This is a genomic window from Citrobacter sp. L55 (assembly GCF_002850715.1).
Taxonomy (GTDB): domain Bacteria; phylum Pseudomonadota; class Gammaproteobacteria; order Enterobacterales; family Enterobacteriaceae; genus Citrobacter; species Citrobacter braakii.
In genome coordinates, this window is sequence record NZ_KZ559409.1 from 115629 (window position 1) to 137433 (window position 21805).

General features: G+C 50.8%; 18 protein-coding genes, 3 rRNA genes and 2 pseudogenes. 11 read left to right on the plus strand and 12 right to left on the minus strand.

The genetic code is table 11. The features are described 5' to 3' along the window. The first annotated feature begins 17 nt into the window (after nucleotides 1–17). The 3 genes from B9P82_RS19830 to ompL all read left to right on the plus strand — a co-directional run bounded on the left by B9P82_RS19830 (nucleotide 18) and on the right by ompL (nucleotide 3627). Nucleotides 18–1400 (plus strand): MFS transporter, encoded by a 1383-nt coding sequence (locus B9P82_RS19830; protein WP_101700785.1) that lies wholly within the window; start codon nucleotides 18–20, stop codon nucleotides 1398–1400. A 46-nt stretch (nucleotides 1401–1446) separates the two neighbouring features. Beyond that, nucleotides 1447–2868, plus strand: coding sequence for an MFS transporter (locus tag B9P82_RS19835; RefSeq protein WP_101700786.1), 1422 nt, complete (start codon nucleotides 1447–1449; stop codon nucleotides 2866–2868). Nucleotides 2869–2934: 66 nt separating this feature from the next. Continuing rightward, nucleotides 2935–3627 (plus strand): porin OmpL, encoded by a 693-nt coding sequence (gene ompL / locus B9P82_RS19840; RefSeq protein WP_101700787.1) that lies wholly within the window; start codon nucleotides 2935–2937, stop codon nucleotides 3625–3627. 69 nt (nucleotides 3628–3696) lie between these two features. Here the strand turns inward: ompL and typA are convergent, their stop codons facing one another. Next, a complete protein-coding gene (typA, locus tag B9P82_RS19845) occupies nucleotides 3697–5520 on the minus strand; it encodes a ribosome-dependent GTPase TypA (RefSeq protein WP_008786988.1) in 1824 nt (607 codons plus the stop codon). Nucleotides 5521–5900: 380 nt separating this feature from the next. Between typA and glnA the strand changes: the two genes are divergently transcribed. From glnA to B9P82_RS19875, 4 genes are all read left to right on the plus strand, one after another. Then, nucleotides 5901–7310, plus strand: a complete 1410-nt coding sequence (gene glnA, locus B9P82_RS19855) for a glutamate--ammonia ligase (protein WP_003028638.1) — start codon at nucleotides 5901–5903, stop codon at nucleotides 7308–7310. Nucleotides 7311–7513: 203 nt separating this feature from the next. Beyond that, nucleotides 7514–8563: a nitrogen regulation protein NR(II) gene (glnL, locus tag B9P82_RS19865; protein ID WP_016155163.1), complete on the plus strand. Its 1050-nt coding sequence runs from the start codon at nucleotides 7514–7516 to the stop codon at nucleotides 8561–8563. 11 nt (nucleotides 8564–8574) lie between these two features. Further along, on the plus strand, nucleotides 8575–9984 hold the full coding sequence (gene glnG, locus B9P82_RS19870; protein ID WP_016155162.1) for a nitrogen regulation protein NR(I): 1410 nt from the start codon (nucleotides 8575–8577) through the stop codon (nucleotides 9982–9984). Nucleotides 9985–10096: 112 nt separating this feature from the next. After that, entirely contained in the window at nucleotides 10097–10207 is a 111-nt protein-coding gene (locus B9P82_RS19875) for a YshB family small membrane protein (RefSeq protein ID WP_003028631.1), read from the plus strand. A gap of 87 nt (nucleotides 10208–10294) precedes the next feature. Here the strand turns inward: B9P82_RS19875 and hemN are convergent, their stop codons facing one another. The 3 genes and pseudogenes from hemN to B9P82_RS19890 all read right to left on the minus strand — a co-directional run bounded on the left by hemN (nucleotide 10295) and on the right by B9P82_RS19890 (nucleotide 12720). Continuing rightward, nucleotides 10295–11668: an oxygen-independent coproporphyrinogen III oxidase gene (gene hemN, locus B9P82_RS19880; RefSeq protein WP_016157864.1), complete on the minus strand. Its 1374-nt coding sequence runs from the start codon at nucleotides 11666–11668 to the stop codon at nucleotides 10295–10297. Nucleotides 11669–11856: 188 nt separating this feature from the next. Further along, on the minus strand, nucleotides 11857–12366 hold the full coding sequence (gene yihI / locus B9P82_RS19885) for a Der GTPase-activating protein YihI (protein ID WP_019077947.1): 510 nt from the start codon (nucleotides 12364–12366) through the stop codon (nucleotides 11857–11859). A gap of 105 nt (nucleotides 12367–12471) precedes the next feature. Continuing rightward, nucleotides 12472–12720, minus strand: a pseudogene (locus tag B9P82_RS19890) (hypothetical protein). A gap of 209 nt (nucleotides 12721–12929) precedes the next feature. Between B9P82_RS19890 and yihA the strand changes: the two are divergent. Then, nucleotides 12930–13562: a ribosome biogenesis GTP-binding protein YihA/YsxC gene (gene yihA / locus B9P82_RS19895; protein WP_005121851.1), complete on the plus strand. Its 633-nt coding sequence runs from the start codon at nucleotides 12930–12932 to the stop codon at nucleotides 13560–13562. 333 nt (nucleotides 13563–13895) lie between these two features. Here yihA and polA read toward each other — a convergent pair. Next, nucleotides 13896–16681: pseudogene (polA, locus tag B9P82_RS19900) on the minus strand (DNA polymerase I). 215 nt (nucleotides 16682–16896) lie between these two features. Continuing rightward, nucleotides 16897–17232 (minus strand): hypothetical protein, encoded by a 336-nt coding sequence (locus B9P82_RS29035; protein WP_019077950.1) that lies wholly within the window; start codon nucleotides 17230–17232, stop codon nucleotides 16897–16899. Here B9P82_RS29035 and B9P82_RS19905 point away from each other — a divergent pair. Continuing rightward, nucleotides 17126–17986 (plus strand): acyltransferase, encoded by an 861-nt coding sequence (locus tag B9P82_RS19905; RefSeq protein ID WP_227021787.1) that lies wholly within the window; start codon nucleotides 17126–17128, stop codon nucleotides 17984–17986. The two genes, B9P82_RS29035 and B9P82_RS19905, sit on opposite strands and share 107 nt — an antisense overlap. A 13-nt stretch (nucleotides 17987–17999) precedes the next feature. Here the strand turns inward: B9P82_RS19905 and dsbA are convergent, their stop codons facing one another. The 3 genes from dsbA to B9P82_RS19920 all read right to left on the minus strand — a co-directional run bounded on the left by dsbA (nucleotide 18000) and on the right by B9P82_RS19920 (nucleotide 19972). Next, nucleotides 18000–18623 (minus strand): thiol:disulfide interchange protein DsbA, encoded by a 624-nt coding sequence (dsbA, locus tag B9P82_RS19910; RefSeq protein ID WP_016155156.1) that lies wholly within the window; start codon nucleotides 18621–18623, stop codon nucleotides 18000–18002. Nucleotides 18624–18639: 16 nt separating this feature from the next. Further along, nucleotides 18640–19626, minus strand: a complete 987-nt coding sequence (locus B9P82_RS19915; protein ID WP_101700788.1) for a serine/threonine protein kinase — start codon at nucleotides 19624–19626, stop codon at nucleotides 18640–18642. A gap of 76 nt (nucleotides 19627–19702) precedes the next feature. Then, nucleotides 19703–19972: a YihD family protein gene (locus B9P82_RS19920; protein ID WP_003028616.1), complete on the minus strand. Its 270-nt coding sequence runs from the start codon at nucleotides 19970–19972 to the stop codon at nucleotides 19703–19705. Between the two features lie 69 nt (nucleotides 19973–20041). Between B9P82_RS19920 and mobA the strand changes: the two genes are divergently transcribed. Continuing rightward, a complete protein-coding gene (gene mobA, locus B9P82_RS19925) occupies nucleotides 20042–20626 on the plus strand; it encodes a molybdenum cofactor guanylyltransferase MobA (protein ID WP_016157861.1) in 585 nt (194 codons plus the stop codon). Next, a complete protein-coding gene (gene mobB, locus B9P82_RS19930) occupies nucleotides 20608–21126 on the plus strand; it encodes a molybdopterin-guanine dinucleotide biosynthesis protein MobB (protein ID WP_101700789.1) in 519 nt (172 codons plus the stop codon). Before mobA ends, mobB begins: the two co-directional genes overlap by 19 nt. Nucleotides 21127–21247: 121 nt before the next feature. On the opposite strand, the gene rrf (B9P82_RS19935) is transcribed toward mobB, so the two are convergent. The 3 genes from rrf (B9P82_RS19935) to B9P82_RS19945 form a co-directional block, all read right to left on the minus strand. Further along, nucleotides 21248–21363: ribosomal RNA gene (gene rrf, locus B9P82_RS19935) — 5S ribosomal RNA — on the minus strand. Nucleotides 21364–21372: 9 nt separating this feature from the next. Continuing rightward, nucleotides 21373–21488 (minus strand): 5S ribosomal RNA (gene rrf, locus B9P82_RS19940). Between the two features lie 97 nt (nucleotides 21489–21585). Continuing rightward, nucleotides 21586–21805: ribosomal RNA gene (locus tag B9P82_RS19945) — 23S ribosomal RNA — on the minus strand; the annotation flags it as partial.

The window sequence follows — 21805 nt, forward strand, 5'->3', positions numbered from 1 at the left end:
GCACATGGAGAATAATAATGAGTCAGACTTCCTCTAATCCGGCAACCCTACGCTTGCCGTTCAAAGAAAAACTCGCCTATGGGATGGGTGATTTAGGCTCCAATATCCTGCTGGATATTGGTACGCTCTATTTACTCAAGTTTTATACCGATGTCCTTGGTTTACCTGGAACTTATGGCGGTATCATTTTCCTCATCGCCAAGTTTTTTACCGCGTTTACCGATATGGGCACCGGGATTATGCTTGATTCCCGCCGCAAAATCGGCCCGAAGGGAAAATTCCGGCCGTTCGTTCTTTATGCCGCATTTCCGGTTACCTTGCTGGCGATTGCAAACTTTGTCGGTACACCGTTTGAAGTAACCGGTAAAACGGTCATGGCAACGGTGCTGTTTATGCTGTACGGATTGTTTTTCAGCATGATGAACTGCTCTTATGGTGCGATGGTTCCCGCGATTACGAAAAATCCTGACGAACGCGCGTCGCTTGCCGCCTGGCGGCAAGGTGGCGCAACCCTGGGTCTGTTGCTGTGTACCGTCGGTTTTGTTCCCGTAATGAACCTGATCGAAGGCAACTCGCAGCTGGGTTATATCTTCGCCGCCACGTTGTTTTCTCTGTTTGGCCTGCTGTTTATGTGGCTCTGCTATGCCGGGGTAAAAGAACGTTACGTGGAAGTGAAACCCGTTGATGCCGCGCAAAAACCGGGATTGCTGCAATCCTTTCGCGCCATCGCCGGTAACCGCCCGCTGTTTATTCTGTGCATTGCCAACCTTTGCACGCTTGGCGCGTTTAACGTCAAGCTGGCGATTCAGGTCTACTACACCCAGTACGTTCTTAATGACCCGATCCTCCTTTCCTGGATGGGCTTTTTTAGCATGGGTTGTATCTTCATCGGCGTCTTCTTGATGCCTGGCATGGTCAGACGTTTTGGCAAGAAAAAAGTCTACATCGGCGGTTTGCTGATTTGGGTGGCGGGCGATCTGCTTAACTACTTCTTTGGCGGCGGCTCCGTCAGTTTTGTCGCGTTCTCTTGTCTGGCGTTCTTCGGCTCGGCATTCGTCAACAGCCTGAACTGGGCGCTGGTCTCCGATACCGTGGAATATGGCGAATGGCGTACCGGCGTACGCTCTGAAGGTACGGTATACACCGGTTTCACCTTCTTCCGTAAAGTGTCACAAGCGCTGGCAGGATTCTTCCCGGGATGGATGCTGACGCAAATCGGCTACGTCCCCAATGTGGTGCAATCTGCAAGTACGGTCGAAGGATTTCGTCAGTTGATCTTTATTTATCCCTGCGCCTTGGCGGTGATCACCATTGTAGCTATGGGCTGTTTCTACAACCTTAACGAGAAGATGTATGTCCGCATCGTTGAAGAGATAGAAGCGCGTAAACAACCCGTTTGATAATAATAATGAATAGCGCTCTACGGGGCGCTATTGAGGAGCGATTATGTCTTTTCATGATCCGCTAACGCTAAAACTGAGCCTGCGTGAAAAATTCGCCTACGGAGTGGGTGACTTCGGCTCAAATTTGATGCTGTGTATCGGTACGCTGTATCTGCTTAAATTTTATACCGATGAACTAGGGATGCCGGCGTATTACGGTGGGATTATCTTTTTGGTGGCGAAGTTCTTCACCGCTTTCACTGATATGTTGACCGGTGTGTTGCTGGACTCAAGGCGTAATATTGGCGCAAAAGGGAAATTCAGGCCCTTTATTTTGTATGCATCATTTCCTGTTGCTGTCGTTGCCAGCGCGCAGTTTTTAGCGACAGATTTTACGCTAACGGTGAAAACCGGGCTGGCGACAGTGTTGTTTATGCTGTTCGGGCTGTTCTATAGCCTGATGAACTGCTCCTACGGCGCGATGGTGCCCGCGATCACGAAAAACCCGCATGAACGAGCTCAGCTCGCCGCCTGGCGTCAGGGCGGAGCTACCGTAGGCCTGTTACTGTGTACTGTTGGCTTTATGCCTATTCAGGCGCTATTTGTTAGTTCACCTTCGCTGGGTTATCTGATTGCCGCACTGATCTTCTCCGTCTGCGGACTGTTCAGTATGTGGTGGTGCTTTAGCGGTGTGAAGGAACGCTATATCGAGATCGTGCCGGATCACCATAAGCCCAGCATTCTCAAGTCGTTCTGCGCCATTTTCCGTAACCCTCCACTGCTGGTGCTGTGTGTCGCCAATCTGTGCACGTTGGCGGCATTCAACATCAAGCTGGCGATCCAGGTGTATTACACCCAGTACGTGCTCAACGATATTCATCTGCTGTCGTGGATGGGTTTCTTCAGCATGGGATGCATTCTGGTTGGGGTACTGCTGGTTCCCGCGGCTGTAAAACGCTTCGGTAAAAAGCAGGTTTACCTCGGTGGCCTGGTGCTATGGGCTATCGGTGATGTGCTGAACTTTTTCTGGGGCAGTACGTCATTTTTATTCGTCACGTTCTCTTGCATGGCCTTCTTCGGAACCGCTTTTGTTAACAGTCTAAACTGGGCACTGGTTCCGGATACGGTCGATTATGGCGAATGGAAAACGGGGATCCGTGCGGAAGGTTCGGTGTATACGGGTTATACCTTTTCTCGCAAAATTTCTGCTGCGCTCGCAGGCTTCCTGCCGGGCATCATGCTGACGCAAATCGGTTATATCCCCAATATAGTCCAGAGCGATGCCACACTGCTCGGTTTGCGTCAGCTTATTTTCCTCTGGCCTTGCGGACTTGCAATTATTGCAGCACTCTCGATGGGCTTCTTTTATAAGCTCAACGAAACTCGTTTTGCTTTTATTATTGAGGAAATCAGCCAACGGAAGAAAAACAACATCCAACCGGACCCTATTACTAATAAAAAGAATACCTCTGCTGTAAACGTATAAAAATAATTGCCGCCTATTCCATCCCAATGGATGGCGGCCTCCCTACGCGTAAAAAATGGATTTATCATGAAAAAATTAACGACAATAATTCTATTATCCTCTGTGGTATCAACCTCTGCTTTCGCTGGAGCCTATGTAGAAAACCGCGAAGCATATAACCTGGCATCCGACCAAATGGAGGTCATGCTGCGCGTTGGCTATAACTCCGATATGGGCGCGGGTATCATGCTTACGAACACCTACACTATGCAACGCAAGGATGAGTTAAAACACGGCTATAACGAAATAGAGGGTTGGTACCCGTTATTTAAACCGACAGATAAATTAACAATCCAGCCTGGAGGGTTAATAAACGATAAGAGTATTGGCTCAGGCGGTGCTGTTTATCTGGATATTAACTATAAATTTACACCGTGGTTTAATCTTACCGTGCGTAATCGATATAACCATAATAACTACAGTTCAACCGACCTAAACGGTGAGCTGGATAATAATGATACCTATGAAATAGGCAACTACTGGAACTTTACCATTACCGATAAATTTTCCTATACCTTTGAACCGCACTATTTTATGCGAGTCAATGACTTCAATAGCAGCAATGGAAAAGATCATCACTGGGAAATTACCAATACCTTTAAGTATCGTATCAATGAACACTGGTTACCCTACCTTGAATTACGCTGGTTAGATCGCAATGTTGAACCCTATCATCGCGAACAAAACCAGATTCGTGTTGGGGCAAAGTATTTCTTCTAATTCTCCTGATGATAAAAAAAGCCGCTGAAATCAGCGGCTTTTTTATGCTTACCTGAGAAAGAGCGTTAATTACTCTTCTTTCGCGCCACGCATTGCACGGCGACGATCGTTTTCAGTCAGGTGACGCTTACGGATACGGATAGAGGTTGGGGTAACTTCTACCAGTTCGTCGTCATCGATGAATTCCAGAGCCTGCTCCAGAGTCATCTTAACCGGCGGAACCAGAACCGTTGCTTCGTCAGTACCGGACGCACGCATGTTGGTCAGTTTCTTACCGGTCAGGCAGTTTACAGTCAGGTCGTTAGAGCGGCTGTGAATACCGATGATCTGGCCTTCGTAAACTTCAGCACCGTGCCCCAGGAACAGCTTACCGCGGTCCTGCAGGCTGAACAGTGCGAACGCAACTGCTTTACCCTGGCCGTTGGAGATCAGTACGCCGTTCTGACGCTGACCCACATCACCCGCACGAACATCGTCGTAGTGGCTGAAGGTGGAGTACAGCAGACCGGTACCGGAGGTCATGGTCATGAATTCTGAACGGAAACCGATCAGACCACGGCTTGGGATCACGTAGTCAAGACGTACGCGGCCTTTGCCATCTGGATTCATGTTTTTCAGGTCGCCTTTACGCTCACCCAGAGCCTGCATGACAGAACCCTGATGCTGCTCTTCTACGTCCAGCGTTACGTTTTCGAACGGCTCTTGTTTACGGCCGTCGATTTCGCGGAAGATTACTTTCGGACGGGAAACCGCCATTTCGAAACCTTCACGACGCATGTTCTCGATCAGAACAGACAGGTGAAGCTCACCACGACCGGATACACGGAACGCATCCGCATCTTCGGTTTCTTCGACGCGCAGCGCAACGTTGTGCACCAGCTCTTTGTTCAGGCGGTCAAGGATCTGACGAGAGGTAACATATTTACCTTCTTTACCACAGAACGGGGAGGTGTTTACGCAGAAGAACATGGTTACGGTCGGTTCATCAACGGACAGAGCCGGCAGCGCTTCGACGTTCTGCGGGTCGCAGATGGTGTCGGAGATGTTCAGTTCGCCCAGACCGGTGATCGCGATGATATCGCCCGCTTCGGCAATATCACTCTCGATACGTTCCAGACCCAGATGGGTCAGAACTTTACCGACTTTACCGTTACGGGTTTTGCCTTCGCTATCAATGATAGTGATCTGCTGGTTCGGTTTAACTTTACCGCGTTTGATACGGCCGATGCCGATTACGCCAACGTAGTTGTTGTAGTCCAGCTGAGAGATTTGCATCTGCAGCGGGCCATCAAGGTCTACGCTTGGAGCCGGAACACGATCAACGATGGTCTGATACAGCGGAGTCATGTCTTCAGCCATATCTTCGTGATCCAGACCTGCGATACCGTTCAGCGCGGAAGCGTAAACGATCGGGAAGTCCAGCTGCTCGTCGGTAGCGTCGAGGTTAACGAACAGGTCAAATACCTGATCAACAACCCAGTCAGGACGCGCGCCAGGGCGGTCAACTTTGTTGATAACAACAATTGGCTTCAGGCCATGGGCAAAGGCTTTTTTGGTCACGAAGCGCGTCTGCGGCATCGGACCATCCATTGCATCCACCACCAGCAGCACGGAGTCGACCATGGACATTACACGTTCAACTTCACCACCGAAGTCGGCGTGCCCTGGGGTATCAACGATGTTGATACGGTAGTCATTCCATTTGATAGCGGTGTTTTTAGCGAGGATGGTAATCCCACGCTCTTTCTCCAAATCGTTGGAGTCCATCACGCGCTCTTGGGTTTCAGCACGTGCATCGAACGTACCGGATTGTTGGAGCAGCTTGTCTACCAGGGTCGTTTTACCATGGTCTACGTGCGCGATGATGGCGATGTTACGCAAATTTTCGATCACAACTTTGCCTCAGGCATTTTAGAAATAGCGCGTTATTGTACACGGATTAATCGCAGTACAAAACAGGATCACAAACATCCTCCGCAAACAAGTATTGCAGAGTTTCTTTGTGATCACATTCACGGAGCGTTAAAAGGGGTAATCTGACATGCTTTGCACCAATATGGTGCTTAATGTTCACATTAAAGCACTATAATGGTGCAATACAACCTTCATGGTGCAGCCCCTTTGCACGATAGTGCGCATGATAACGCCTTTTAGGGGCAATTTAAAAGTTGGCACAGATTTCGCTTTATATTTTTTACGGCGACACGGCCAATTTTTTGCAGAATTGAAGACTTCGTTACCACGACGACCATGACCAATCCGGGAGAGTAAGTATGTCCGCTGAACACGTTTTGACGATGCTGAACGAACACGAAGTGAAGTTTGTTGATTTACGCTTCACTGATACCAAAGGTAAAGAACAGCACGTCACTATTCCTGCTCATCAGGTAAATGCCGAATTCTTTGAAGAAGGCAAAATGTTTGACGGCTCCTCAATCGGTGGCTGGAAAGGCATTAACGAATCAGACATGGTTCTGATGCCAGATGCGTCTACTGCACTCATCGACCCGTTCTATGAAGAGTCCACCCTGATCATCCGTTGCGATATCCTGGAACCAGGTACGCTGCAGGGCTACGACCGCGACCCGCGCTCCATCGCTAAACGCGCTGAAGAGTATCTGCGTTCTACCGGCATCGCAGACACCGTTCTGTTCGGGCCTGAGCCAGAGTTCTTCCTGTTTGACGACATCCGTTTCGGCGCGTCCATTTCCGGTTCCCACGTGGCTATCGATGACATCGAAGGCGCATGGAACTCTTCCACCAAATACGAAGGTGGTAACAAAGGTCACCGTCCTGGCGTGAAAGGCGGTTACTTCCCAGTTCCTCCGGTAGATTCTTCTCAGGACATCCGTTCTACCATGTGTCTGATCATGGAAGAAATGGGCCTGGTTGTTGAAGCGCATCACCACGAAGTGGCGACCGCAGGTCAGAACGAAATCGCGACCCGCTTTAACACCATGACCAAAAAAGCGGACGAAATTCAGATCTACAAATATGTGGTTCACAACGTCGCTCACCGTTTCGGTAAAACCGCGACCTTTATGCCAAAACCTATGTTTGGCGATAACGGTTCCGGTATGCACTGCCACATGTCCCTGTCCAAGAACGGCGTAAACCTGTTCTCTGGCGACAAATATGCGGGTCTGTCTGAGCAGGCGCTGTTCTACATCGGCGGCGTAATCAAACACGCTAAAGCGATCAACGCGCTGGCTAACCCAACCACCAACTCTTACAAGCGTCTGGTCCCAGGCTACGAAGCGCCGGTAATGCTGGCTTACTCTGCCCGTAACCGTTCTGCTTCTATCCGTATTCCGGTAGTGGCTTCTCCGAAAGCGCGTCGTATCGAAGTGCGTTTCCCGGACCCGGCTGCTAACCCGTACCTGTGCTTCGCAGCACTGCTGATGGCTGGTCTTGACGGTATTAAGAACAAGATCCACCCGGGCGAAGCCATGGACAAAAACCTGTACGACCTGCCGCCGGAAGAAGCGAAAGAGATCCCACAGGTTGCAGGTTCTCTGGAAGAAGCACTGAAAGAACTGGATCTGGACCGTGAGTTCCTGACTGCAGGCGGCGTGTTCACCAATGAAGCGATCGATGCGTACATTACGCTGCGTCGCGAAGAAGATGACCGCGTGCGCATGACTCCGCACCCGGTAGAGTTTGAGCTGTACTACAGCGTTTAATTAGTACCAATACTCCGTAGATTTCTTGTTGCGACCCACGCGGCTGTAGCAAGAAAAATATAGAGTCTTTAAGTTGCCGTGGAACTTTTAGCCCATCCCAGGATGGGCTTTTTTCTCCACTAACAACCTGCTTCCTCGCGCTTTTTTGATGTAAAAAGCTATAATGCACTAAATTGGTGCAACACTTTTCAGGAGACTGCTGAATGGCAACCGGCACGCTGCCCGATGCTGGGCAGATCCTCAATTCTTTAATCAACAGCATCTTACTCGTCGACGATGAGCTGGCGGTACATTACGCCAACCCGGCGGCACAACAGCTGCTCGCCCAAAGCTCCCGCAAACTGTTTGGTACCCCACTTCCGGATCTGTTGAGTTATTTCTCCTTAAACATCGGGCTGATGCGAGAGAGCCTGGAAGCAGGCCAGGGCTTTACGGATAACGAAGTGACGCTGGTGATAGATAGCCACTCACACATCCTCTCTGTGACCGCTCAGAGGCTGCCTGATGGCCTTATCCTGCTGGAGATGGCGCCAATGGATAACCAGCGCCGTCTGAGCCAGGAACAGCTCCAGCACGCCCAGCAGATTGCTGCCCGCGATCTGGTGCGCGGCCTGGCGCACGAAATTAAAAACCCGCTGGGTGGATTACGCGGCGCGGCGCAACTGCTCAGTAAAGCGCTTCCGGACCCGGCGCTGACCGAATATACCAAAGTCATTATTGAGCAGGCCGACCGCCTGCGTAATCTGGTCGACCGTTTGCTGGGACCGCAACAGCCGGGAATGCACGTCACGGAAAGTATTCACAAAGTGGCGGAGCGCGTGGTAGCGCTGGTCTCGATGGAGCTGCCGGAAAACGTCACGCTGATTCGTGATTACGACCCGAGTCTGCCTGAATTACTGCACGACCCGGACCAGATCGAGCAGGTTTTGCTGAACATCGTGCGCAATGCTTTGCAGGCGCTGGGACCGGAAGGCGGCGAGATTATTCTGCGTACCCGCACCGCGTTTCAGCTCACGCTGCACGGTATGCGTTATCGTCTGGCGGCGCGGATTGATGTTGAGGATAACGGCCCGGGAATTCCCTCGCATTTGCAGGACACGCTGTTCTACCCAATGGTCAGCGGTCGCGAAGGCGGTACCGGCCTTGGATTATCCATCGCCCGTAATTTGATTGATCAACATTCCGGCAAAATTGAATTTACCAGTTGGCCGGGTCATACCGAGTTCTCGGTTTACCTGCCTATCAGGAAATAAAGGTGACGTTTATGCAACGAGGAATAGTCTGGGTAGTTGATGACGATAGTTCCATCCGTTGGGTGCTTGAACGTGCGCTCGCAGGGGCAGGACTAAGCTGCACTACATTTGAGAGTGGTAAAGAGGTACTGGACGCGCTGGCCAGCAAAACGCCGGACGTACTGCTGTCGGATATCCGCATGCCGGGCATGGACGGCCTGACGCTGTTAAAACAGATCAAACAGCGGCATCCGATGCTTCCGGTCATCATAATGACTGCACACTCCGATCTGGATGCTGCCGTCAGCGCCTACCAGCAAGGGGCGTTTGATTATCTGCCCAAACCTTTTGATATTGATGAAGCCGTGGCGCTGGTCGAACGCGCCATCAGCCATTATCAGGAACAGCAGCAGCCGCGTAATGTTCAGATCAACGGCCCAACAACCGACATCATCGGCGAAGCACCGGCAATGCAAGACGTCTTTCGCATTATTGGTCGCCTGTCCCGTTCTTCAATCAGCGTATTGATTAACGGAGAGTCCGGGACCGGTAAAGAGCTGGTCGCCCATGCGTTGCACCGTCATAGTCCGCGCGTCAAAGCACCGTTTATCGCGCTGAACATGGCTGCTATTCCGAAAGATTTGATCGAGTCTGAGCTGTTTGGCCATGAAAAAGGGGCGTTTACCGGGGCGAATACGATTCGTCAGGGGCGCTTTGAACAGGCAGACGGCGGCACGCTGTTCCTCGATGAAATTGGCGATATGCCGCTGGACGTGCAGACGCGTTTATTGCGCGTATTAGCCGATGGACAGTTTTACCGCGTTGGCGGTTATGCGCCTGTGAAGGTGGACGTACGTATTATCGCCGCCACGCACCAGAACCTGGAACTGCGGGTGCAGGAAGGCAAATTCCGTGAGGACTTATTCCATCGCCTGAACGTCATCCGGGTACATCTGCCGCCACTGCGCGAACGTCGGGAAGATATCCCACGCCTGGCGCGTCATTTCCTGCAGGAGGCCGCTCGCGAACTGGGAGTAGAAGCCAAGCAATTACACACTGAAACAGAGGCGGCGCTCACCCGTCTGTCATGGCCGGGAAACGTGCGTCAGCTTGAGAATACCTGTCGCTGGTTAACCGTAATGGCCGCCGGACAGGAAGTACTCATTCAGGACTTACCGACCGAACTGTTTGAAACCACCGTGCCTGACGCACCGTCCCATATGCAGCCAGACAGCTGGGCAACCCTGTTGGCACAGTGGGCGGATCGGGCATTACGTTCCGGTCATCAAAACCTGCTTTCAGAGGCTCAACCGGAGATGGAGCGCACGCTGTTGACCACCGCGCTACGCCATACCCAGGGGCATAAACAGGAAGCGGCACGGCTGCTCGGTTGGGGCCGTAATACCTTGACGCGAAAGTTAAAAGAACTCGGAATGGAGTGACGATCGGTCACTGTGTAAAGATTGATAATTGAGCGCAAATTGCTGCTATTTTGCGCTTTACTGTTCCGATGAGTTAAGTATGATCGTGCCCGGCAAACGGGGGGAAGTCATCATGCTGGAATCAATGATAAATCTGCTATCGAGCGGTGCGGTTGAAAGCCATACGCCACAAACTGCGGTTGCCGCCGTGCTGTGTGCGGCGCTGGTTGGGCTGTTTAGCTAGCGGGTTTGTCGGGTGGCGCTTCGCTTACCCGACCTACGTATTGAGATTTCGTAGGCCCGGTAAGCGAAGCGCCACCGGGCAACCCGGCTAAATAACGCGCGAGAACTGCTGCAAACGCGCTTTCTGGCGCAGATATGCATCGAAGCACATGCAAATATTACGAATCAGCAGACGCCCCTTCGGCGTAACCTGAATCCCCTTCTCATCCACATCCACCAGCCCATCTTTCGCCAGCGGCGCCAGCAGTTTCAGGTCTTCGGCAAAATAGTCAGCGAAGTTCAGATCCCATTGTTGTTCCACGGCAGCATAGTCGAGGCGGAAATTGCAGATCAGGAGCTTAATAACATCCCGACGAATGCAGTCGTCGCGGGTCAGGGCAATTCCGCGCCACAGCGCATTCCCCTGCTCGTCTACCTGCTGGTAATAGTGCTTCAACTCTTTCTGATTCTGCGCGTAGTTGTCGCCAATCATACTGATGGCCGATACGCCCATCCCCAGCAGATCGGTATCCCCCTGGGTGGTATAGCCCTGGAAATTGCGATGCAAAACGCCCTCGCGTTGAGCAATGGCCAGTTCGTCATCCGGGCGGGCAAAGTGATCCATGCCAATGAACTGATAGCCAGTTTCGGTCAGTGAAGAGATGGTCTCCTGCAGGATATCCAGCTTCTGCTGCGCGCTGGGCAGGTCGGCATCTTTAATCTTGCGCTGGGCAGCAAACAGCGTCGGCAGGTGCGCGTAGTTAAAGACGCTCAGACGGTCTGGATTCAGCTCAGCCACGCGTTTCAGGGTAAAGGCGAAGCTCTCTGGCGTCTGTTTTGGCAGGCCATAAATCAGATCGATATTCGTTGAGGTAAAGCCAATCTCCCGCGCATGATTCAGCAGCGCAAAGATAAACTCCTCATCCTGCTCACGGTTCACCAGGCGCTGGACTTCTTTGTTGAAGTCCTGCACTCCCATGCTCAAACGGTTAAAACCTTCAGCGCGTAAATGATCAAGGACATCCAGCTCGATTTCACGCGGATCCACTTCGATCGAGATTTCGGCATCGTCGTTAAAGTTGAAATTGCCACGCAGCAGTGACATCAAACGGCTGATTTGCGCTTTATTCAGATACGTTGGCGTGCCGCCGCCCCAGTGCAGCTGGCTGACATGGCGTCCGGCGAACAGCGGTGCGCGATGGATAATTTCTTGTTCCAGGGCATCGAGATATTGATCTGCTTTATGCTGCTGGCGAGTCACAATCTTGTTGCAGCCACAGAAGTAGCACAGTTTGTGGCAGAACGGGATGTGAACGTACAGCGAGAGCGGACGCTCAGGATAACGCGCCACGGCCTTTAGAAATGCTTCTGTGCCGTAGTCTTCAGAAAACTCCAGCGCGGTCGGGTACGAGGTATATCGTGGCCCGGAATAGTTATATTTCTGGATCAGGGCCAGGTCCCAGTCTATTAACTGCTCTGACATACTCACTCCTTCCGATGGCGTCTCTGGCGGGTACGGCGTACCGGCTTAACCCCAGTGCGGGTAATAAACCGGTTGCGCAGCCACTTCTGTCGCCGCGACAACCGCTGTAGTTTAACGAATAACCACACCAGATAACATATAACCGGAAGGGTTATAAGCAGGACGGGAAGACCCACGGTGTAAAACCGTTAGTTGCCGCCTTTCAGCAGACGCATCATGTCTTCCTGCTTTTCTTCCTCTTCCTCTTCTTCCTCGTCATCGTAAGAAAGACCCAGCTTTTGCATCAGCTCATCGATGCGGTCCAGCTTGGCATCAACCCAGGTCTGATCTTCCGCGCTCAGGGTTTCTCCTGCTTCAAGACGCTCCAGCAGCGCATCCAGGCGCTCATCCGTTTCCAGTAAATCCAACTCAGCCTGTGGTGAAAGCATAGGTTTCTCACTCTTCGGTTTGTGCTGTTTGGTGACTTTTTCGGTCACGCCCAATGGAATGGGGTTTTTGCTGCCAATACGAGGATCTTTTTGCTTATTTTGGTTTCCGCCACCAGATGCGCCTTCGCTACCGGACGCACGGCTACCCGCCGCATGACCACGGTGTTTTTTCTGGCGCTTACGGTCGCGAGCTTCCTGATTAATTTCTTCGCGTGTTTTACGACGCGCTTTTGCAGGACCTTTACCGCGTGGTGTAGAAGTTGGTTTCATCATGATTCGTCTTTGGCTGTTTTATTCAGTATATAATTGCGCCGGAATCTAGCAGAAATAAAGAAAAAAGGCGACAGAGTAATCTGTCGCCTTTTTTCCTGACTCTCAACCCTTACGGGCTCTACAATCCTTGTTGGCTATCAACACACCCTGTTTTTCCCTTAGCCTGAAACATTCCGTGTTGTTTCCATTTCCTTTTACTAACGTCTCCGGACGTTTGTCTCCCTGACAATCCTGTGTCTTCGCCTCCTGGCGCTCCTGACCCTCATCCTGAGTCGACTATCCTGTCAGCTTCCTCGCTATGGGCGCTACTTTACCGCTTTGGTTTAAACGTACAAGTAACCTGGGTAACAATTTCGGACTTTAAGAATAGTGCCTTATCTTAACTATATGATTTATTTTAGTTACGTCATTTTTTACTCTGTCATCTCGTATAGAAACTATCGGCAATATCTCACAAAGTGCGAGGTTTTTACTTACATAGCCTACGCGTCGAAAAACCAGCCTTTTGCTGGGGTTCAGGTATAATCGCTGCAAAGCCCTGATTGATGGAGAGGACTGCTTTGACTAACTTGAATTATCAACAGACGCACTTTGTGATGAGTGCGCCTGATATTCGCCACTTACCTTCCGATACCGGTATCGAAGTGGCTTTTGCTGGCCGTTCCAACGCAGGCAAATCCAGTGCGCTAAATACCCTGACGAATCAAAAGAGTCTGGCGCGTACATCTAAAACGCCGGGTCGTACTCAGCTCATCAACTTGTTTGAAGTCGTTGACGGCAAACGCCTGGTCGATTTGCCAGGATACGGTTATGCCGAAGTTCCGGAAGAGATGAAGCGCAAATGGCAGCGCGCGCTGGCTGAATATCTGGAAAAACGTCAGAGCCTGCAAGGTCTGGTGGTATTGATGGATATTCGTCACCCGCTAAAAGACCTCGACCAGCAAATGATCCTGTGGGCGGTTGAGAGCAACGTTCAGGTTCTGGTACTGCTGACTAAAGCAGACAAGCTGGCCAGCGGTGCGCGCAAAGCCCAGTTGAATATGGTACGTGAAGCCGTACTGGCATTTAACGGTGATGTACAGGTAGAAGCATTTTCATCACTGAAAAAACTGGGCGTGGACAAACTTCGGCAGAAGCTGGATAGCTGGTTTAGTGAACTGGCGCCGATTGAAGAGATGCAGGACGGGGAGTAACCCACCGATATGCCGGATAGCGCCGCTGCGCGTCTTATCCGGCCTACAGCCTGTACGAAACTTTTCTTTCGCACAATAAAAAACGCCCCAGTCATTACTGACTGGGGCGGCTAAAATATTCAGCCAAATCCGATTACGTGAAGTAAAAGGTCTGAAAGATAGAACATCTTACCTCTGTACCCTACGTGAATAACTTTACTCTTTTTTGAGCAGCTCAGAAAGCACTTTTTGTAATTTTTTTTCATTCCTTACATAGGGAATTCTAATGGACATCACAAAAAGTTCTATCTTATGTTGCTTAGTTACGAAAAAGGGGCGTTATTCAGTAAACCCTTAGTGCGCCTGATCCCAGTTTTCGCCACTACCGACTTCCACCAGCAACGGCACATCAATCTGGGTCTCGTTTTCCATCAGTTGATGGATCTTTTTAGAGACGCTTTCGAGGTCATCTTTATGCACTTCAAACACCAGTTCATCGTGTACCTGCATGATCATGCGCACACGTGGTTGCTCGGTTTGCAGCCATCCGTCCACCGCAATCATGGCGCGTTTGATAATGTCTGCGGCAGTACCCTGCATCGGGGCGTTAATTGCCGCGCGCTCTGCACCAGCGCGACGAGCGCCATTACTGGATTTAATATCCGGTAAATAGAGACGACGCCCTTCCAGCGTTTCGACATAACCTTGCTCTTTTGCCTGTGCACGGGTGCGTTCCATATATTCCAGCACACCAGGGTAGCGTTCGAAGTAGAGGTCCATGTACTTCTGTGCTTCTTTACGCGGAATATTCAACTGGCGCGCCAAACCAAAGGCACTCATCCCGTAGATCAGACCGAAGTTGATGGCTTTCGCGCTGCGGCGTTGTTCACCAGTCACGGAATCCAGCGGTAAGCCAAAGACTTCCGCCGCCGTTGCGCGGTGAATATCTTTCCCTTCGGCAAATGCGGTAAGCAGACCTTTATCACGCGAGAGATGCGCCATGATACGCAGTTCAATCTGTGAGTAGTCTGCGGAGACAATCACGTAGTCTTCTGGCGCAATAAACGCCTGACGAATACGACGACCTTCGTCATTACGTACCGGGATGTTCTGCAGGTTTGGATCCGTGGATGATAAGCGCCCGGTAGCGGTCACCGCCTGGTGATAGGAGGTGTGAACGCGCTCGGTTTTCTTGTTAATCATCAACGGAAGCTTATCCGTATAGGTCGACTTCAGTTTTGCTAAGCCGCGATATTCCAGGATCACTTTCGGCAATGGGTAATCGAGCGCGAGCTCTTCCAGTACCTCTTCCGACGTTGATGGCGCGCCGCCAGGGGTTTTCTTCAGCGGCTTAATACCCTGCTTTTCAAACAGGATAGTTTGCAATTGTTTGGTGGAAGAGAGGTTAAACGCTTCTCCGGCGATCTCGTGCGCTTTTTGCTCCAGCTCGTTCAAACGCAGCGTCAGCTCTTCTGAATGTTTGTGCAGAACAGCCGGATCGATTTTCACACCATTGCGCTCAACGCGAGACAAAACAGGAACCAGCGGCATATCGATATTTTCAAAGACGTTCAGCGGTCCTTTATGCTGCTGCAATTCTGGCCACATTTTGAGATGGAGCTGTAGCGTAACGTCGGCGTCTTCCGCAGCATAACGTCCGGCTTCTTCCAGCGCTATCTGGTTAAAGGTCAGCTGGTTTTTGCCCTTTCCGGCGATCTCTTCAAAGGTGATGGTTTTATGTTTCAGCCAGCGGTCCGACAGGCTGTCCATATCGTGTCGGCCAGCGACGCTGTTAAGAATGTAGGATTCGAGCATGGTGTCAAAGGTGATACCACGCAGTTCGATGCCATAGTTCGCCAGGATACCGGATCGTACTTCAGGTTTTGCCCGACTTTATGCGCGTTCTCATCTTCCAGCAGCGGCTTCAGCAATGCCAGCGCGCGGTCGCGAGCGATCTGATCGGGGGCGTCCAGGTAATCGTGGGCAACAGGAACATATGCAGCCACACCCGGTTCAATGGCAAAAGACAGGCCAACCAGATTCGCGGAGATGTTGTCCAGGCTGTCAGTTTCAGTATCGAAGGCAAAGACAGGCGCTTTTTTCAGCTTCGCAATCCACTCTTCCAGCGTCGCTTCATCCAGAATTGTCACATAGTTATCATACGAGAGAACCGTGGCCGGCCCCTCAGGCGTTTCATCGACGCCGATAGTTTCCTGTGGTTTTGCCGCCGGCTTCGTTCCTCTCGCCTGTAGCCATTTACCCGCTTCAACGTCAGTAACCCAACGCTTGAATTCGTACTGTTTAAACAGGCCAAGCAGTTCATCCGCTGCCGGCTGACGTACTTCCAACTGCTCGCAGGTCAACTCCAGTTCAACATCCGTTTTAATGGTAGCTAATTGATAAGAGAGGTACGCTACCTCTTTATTCTGCTCAAGTTTGCCCGCCATAGTTTTCGCACCACGGAAAGTCAGCCCCGCGATTTTGTCTGATTCAGCATAGAGGGTATCCAGCCCCCCCAGCCCCTGCAGCAGAGCCTGCGCTGTTTTTTCACCTACGCCAGGAACGCCAGGGATGTTATCTGAGGAATCCCCCATCAGCGCCAGGAAATCGATGATCAGTTCTGGTGGAACACCATATTTATTCACCACTTCATCCGGGCCGAGGATCGTATTGGTCATGGTGTTGATCAGGGTGATATTCGGCGTCACCAACTGAGCCATATCTTTATCACCGGTACTAATCAGCACCGGACGACCCACCTTCTCTGCTTCCCGCGCCAGCGTACCAATGACATCGTCTGCTTCCACGCCCGAAACGGCCAGCAGTGGCAACCCCATCGCTTTTACCATCGCATGCAGAGGCTCAATCTGCGCACGCAGATCGTCCGGCATGGGTGGGCGGTGTGACTTGTAGTGTTCGAATAACTCATCACGGAAGGTTTTACCCTTAGCGTCGAATACCACCGCAGCATGGGTCGGCTGATATTGCAGAATCAAGCTACGCAGCATGTTGAGGACACCATACATCGCGCCAGTAGGTTCTCCTGCACTGTTAGTCAGCGGCGGGAACGCATGGTATGCGCGATACAGGTAAGAGGAGCCATCTACAAGGATAAGTGGGTTTTCTGGGATCTGAACCATAATGTCCGTGCCTGTTTATCAGATTATGGGTAAAGGATGCCACAGACAGGATGAAAACATGAGTTTTTCGCCGCATTTGTCGAAAAACTTTTGTAGATCTTCTGCTTTGCTCGCAAAGAAGACTGTGGATAACTTTGTGAATAAATAATTTTCAGCTCTTTAAATATAGCAATAAAATTAACACATCATTTATTTTGTACATATATTTCAGAAGCTTAAATAAATGCGTAGCATTTTATTCCATTTATACAGCTTATATCCTGATGTGGATAGATATTCCCTTTTTTTCTATTCAGGGAAGATCCATCATTTGGTTCGTTTTCTGATAAAATCAGCCCCTTGCGCCTCTTTAGCGCACTATCTATGGCTAACCTTTTGAATAATTTAATTATGACGAGAATACTCGCTGCGATAACGCTGTTGCTGAGTATCGTATTGACCATATTGGTCACGATTTTTTGTTCTGTGCCGATCATCCTTGCCGGGGTTGTAAAACTCCTTTTGCCCGTTCCCGTTGTCTGGCGCAAGGTTTCTGTCTTCTGTAATTTCATGATGTACTGCTGGTGTGAAGGTCTGGCGCTACTACTACACCTCAATCCGCGACTGAAGTGGGATGTCGAGGGACTGGAAGGTCTTAGCAAGAAAAACTGGTATCTGCTCATTTGTAACCATTACAGCTGGGCTGACATCGTTGTGCTTTGCGTGCTGTTCCGTAAGCACATCCCCATGAATAAATATTTCCTCAAGCAACAACTGGCCTGGGTGCCCTTTATTGGCCTGGCCTGCTGGGCGCTGGATATGCCGTTTATGAAACGCTATTCGCGTGGCTACCTGCTCCGTCATCCAGAACGGCGCGGTAAAGATGTCGAAACAACGCGTCGTTCCTGCGAGAAGTTTCGCGTACACCCGACAACTATTGTGAATTTTGTCGAAGGTTCACGCTTTACCAAAGAGAAACGTGAGCAAACCCGCTCTCCTTATCAAAACTTGCTCCCTCCAAAGGCGGCCGGTATTGCGATGGCATTGAACGTACTGGGGTCACAGTTCGATAAAATGTTGAACGTCACGTTGTGCTATCCGGAAAATAGCAGCCGACCGTTCTACGATATGCTGAGCGGTAAGCTAACGCGTATTGTCGTGCGGGTAAATCTGGAGCCAATTCATGAAGGGTTGCACGGTGATTACGTGAACGATAAGGGATTCAAGCGTCGGTTTCAGCTATGGCTTAATACGCTGTGGAGTGAGAAAGACGCGCAGCTCGACGCGATTAAAGCTTCAAATGAAAAAGCCGGTCAGCACAAGTGACCGGCTTTTGCTTTTACTTCTGACCAACCAGATACTTCACGGTATCCGCATACTGTTGTACAAAGATATCCATGCTGCTGGTATCCATGCCCTGCGGATTTACCTGATATTTGCCATTCACGAACATTGCCGGAACGCCCTGCAGCTGTAAATCAGCCGCCGCTTTTTCCTGCTGCGCCACGAGTGATTTCACCACGAAGCTGTTCCATGCCGCATCATAGTCTTCACCTTTAATACCCGCGTCGACAAACACTTTACGGATATCAGCTACAGACTGAACGGTCTGGGTTTTCTGAACACCTTCAAACAACGGAACGGTTACTTGATCTTCAACGCCCAGCGCCATAGCAACGGCCCAAGCTTGCGTCAGATCTTTGCCCAAAGGCCCCAGAAACTCGACGTGGTACTTGGTCATCTTGGTGCCTTCAGGCAGTTTTTTCTTCACGTTATCAGAGACGTGAAGAACTTCTTCAAACTGATAGCAGTGCGGGCAGTAGAAGGAGAAGAACTCCAACACTTGCGGTTCACCCGCAACAGGCTTTTCCAGAGTGATGTATTGTTTGCCATCCTGGAACTGCGCTGCAGATGCGCTAAAAGCTAAAACCATACCAGCCAGCGCCAGCCATAATTTTTTCATGTTCAAATTTCTCCGATTAATACATTGGCGTTAATTGTAAGGGGGGCTCTTGCAGAATTTTTGCCTGCTCAATAAAAGTCGCGGTCTGACGATGCCAGTAATCTTCCCCGGTTAACCACGGGAAGTTTTTTGGAAAAGCAGGGTCAGCCCAACGTCGAATTAGCCAGGCAAGATAATAAACTAAACGCATAGCGCGTAAAGGTTCTATCAGTCCGATTTCAGAGGTGTCGAACTCACTAAACTCTTCATAAGCCTCGATAATGGTTTCAAGCTGCATGCGTTGTTCAGCTTTATCGCCATTGAGGAGCATCCATAAATCCTGAACAGCCGGGCCATTGCGGGCATCATCTAAATCGACAAACATCGGACCATCGCGCCACAGAATATTACCGGCATGACAATCACCGTGCAGACGTAACGTGGTAAAACGTGCATGCCAGCGTTCGGTAACGACCGCGATAAGCGCATCCGTTGCCTTCAGGAAAGCCGCTTTTTGCCCTGATGGGATCAACTGTGCGTGTTCAAAAAGTTTACGTGGCTCAGTCAGGTATTCTTCAAGGCCAATCGTCGGGCGAAAGGCAAAAGTACGCTTGCATCCGGTCTGATGCATACGCCCCAGATAGCGCCCCACCGCCTCCATCTGATCGATATTGTCGGCCTCAAACTGCCGCCCGCCGACGCTGGGGAAGATCGCATAATGGAAACCCTGATGGCTTAACAGCGTTTGGCCGCTTAGTACCAGCGGTGCAGCTACCGGGACTTCATCGCTTACCAGTTCCAGAGCAAACTGGTGCTCTTCCTGGATCTGATCGACGGACCAACGTTCAGGGCGATAAAACTTAACGACAAAGCGTCGACGGTCTTCGTCCTGGAATTGATAGACACGGTTTTCATAGCTGTTAAGCGGGGTAAGCCCGGAGTCCACCCGGATCCCCTGCACAAACAGTGCATCCATGATGGTATCCGGGTGTAGCGTCTGGAAATTAAAAGCGTTGTCGTTCATCCCATCATCCGGAAAATACTACGAATGATTCAGGATATCATTTCGCAGCGCTTTCGGTGGTGGCGATTACAAGCTTTTACTCTTTAATTACGCCACGTGCGCGGAGTAGTGCGGTTTTAAAATCTTCTTCATAATCTTTCTGAATACCTGGGATGACGGCATCTTTCGCCGAGTCACGCATTTTCAGGTGATAGATCAGAATGTCATCAGTTAAATCCGCCAGTTCGCCGTCAAAACCTGACTCTTGCGCCAGTTTCTGTAAAAATTGCATCAGGTTAAGATCGGGTTCCTTCTGCCAGGCCGGCTGGAGGAGTTCAATAACTTCATTCAGACGTTTACATTTCATGGTTGTGCTCCTTAGGCTCAATACAGATACGTTAGCAGGGTCAATCCCACATTAAAAGAGGCGATATCAGTGATTCTGGATAGTGCAATAACAGGGGTTGTGCTGGCAGGCGGTAAGGCCAGACGGATGGGCGGAACCGATAAAGGTCTGCTTGAGCTGGACGGTAAACCTCTTTGGCGGCACGTAGCCGATACCCTCGCTTTACAGGTCGAAACCGTGGTGGTTAATGCCAATCGCCACCGGGATATTTACCAACAAAGCGGCCTGAAAGTTATCCCTGATTCATTGGCCGATTTCCCTGGCCCACTGGCCGGGATGCTATCGGTATTCCTGCAGCAAGCGGGGGAGTGGTTTCTGTTCTGCCCGTGCGATATGCCCTATATTCCTCACGATCTGGTCAAACGTTTGAAGGAGCAGCGCAAAGCTGCACCGGTTGTCTGGGTGCATGATGGCGAAAGAGATCATCCGACCATTGCGCTAATGCACCGCACCATGCAACCCTTGCTACAAGATTATCTTCAGTCCGGTGAAAGACGCGTCATGGTCTTTATGCGCCAGGCTGGCGGTCATGCTGTCGATTTCAGCGATCATAAAGATGCGTTCGTGAACGTGAACACCCCTGAAGAACTTGCAAAATGGCAGGACAAATCATGATCCCATTACTCGCTATAGCAGCATGGAGTGGAACGGGAAAAACTACGCTGCTTAAAAAATTGATCCCGGAGCTACGTGCCAGAGGCATTCGTCCCGGATTGATTAAGCATACTCATCACAATATGGATGTTGATAAGCCCGGCAAAGATAGCTATGAGCTACGCAAAGCCGGTGCAGCACAAACCCTGGTCGCCAGCCAGCAGCGCTGGGCATTAATGGTAGAGACCCCGGAAGAGCCCGAACTGGATTTAGCGTACCTGGTAAGCAGGATGGATGCTTCTACACTGGATATGGTGTTGGTTGAGGGCTTTAAGCATGAACCTGTTGCTAAGATCGTTCTTTTTCGCGACGGTTGCGGGCACAGTCCAGAGGACCTGGTGATAGACAACTATGTTATCGCGGTTGCCAGTGATATTCCGCTTGCGGTGGATGTTCCATTTTTAGATATCAACGATATACAGCAAGTTGCCGATTTTGTTACGCAATGGATAAGAAGATAGCTGCTGTGTCGTGATACGCTTTTGTAGCCCGGATCAGGCGGGAGGTCACCTCCGGCAGTTCTCACTCCCTGCAGACGCAAAAAAGCCCATCCGGCAGGATGGGCTTCTTTACTTATTTGATGCCTGGCAGTTCCCTACTCTCGCATGGGGAGACCCCACACTACCATCGGCGCTACGGCGTTTCACTTCTGAGTTCGGCATGGGGTCAGGTGGGACCACCGCGCTACAGCCGCCAGGCAAATTCTGTNCTGGCAGTTCCCTACTCTCGCATGGGGAGACCCCACACTACCATCGGCGCTACGGCGTTTCACTTCTGAGTTCGGCATGGGGTCAGGTGGGACCACCGCGCTACAGCCGCCAGGCAAATTCTGTCTATCAACACACCTCTCGGGTCTGTCGATGTAATCTGTAATCAAGCTGAATTTCGTGTCTCTTTCGCCAAAACATCTTCGGCGTTGTAAGGTTAAGCCTCACGGTTCATTAGTATCGGTTAGCTCAACGTATCGCTACGCTTACACACCCGACCTATCAACGTCGTCGTCTTCAACGTTCCTTCAGGACCCTTAAAGGGTCAGGGAGAACTCATCTCGGGGCAAGTTTCGTGCTTAGATGCTTTCAGCACTTATCTCTTCCGCATTTAGCTACCGGGCAATGCCATTGGCATGACAACCCGAACACC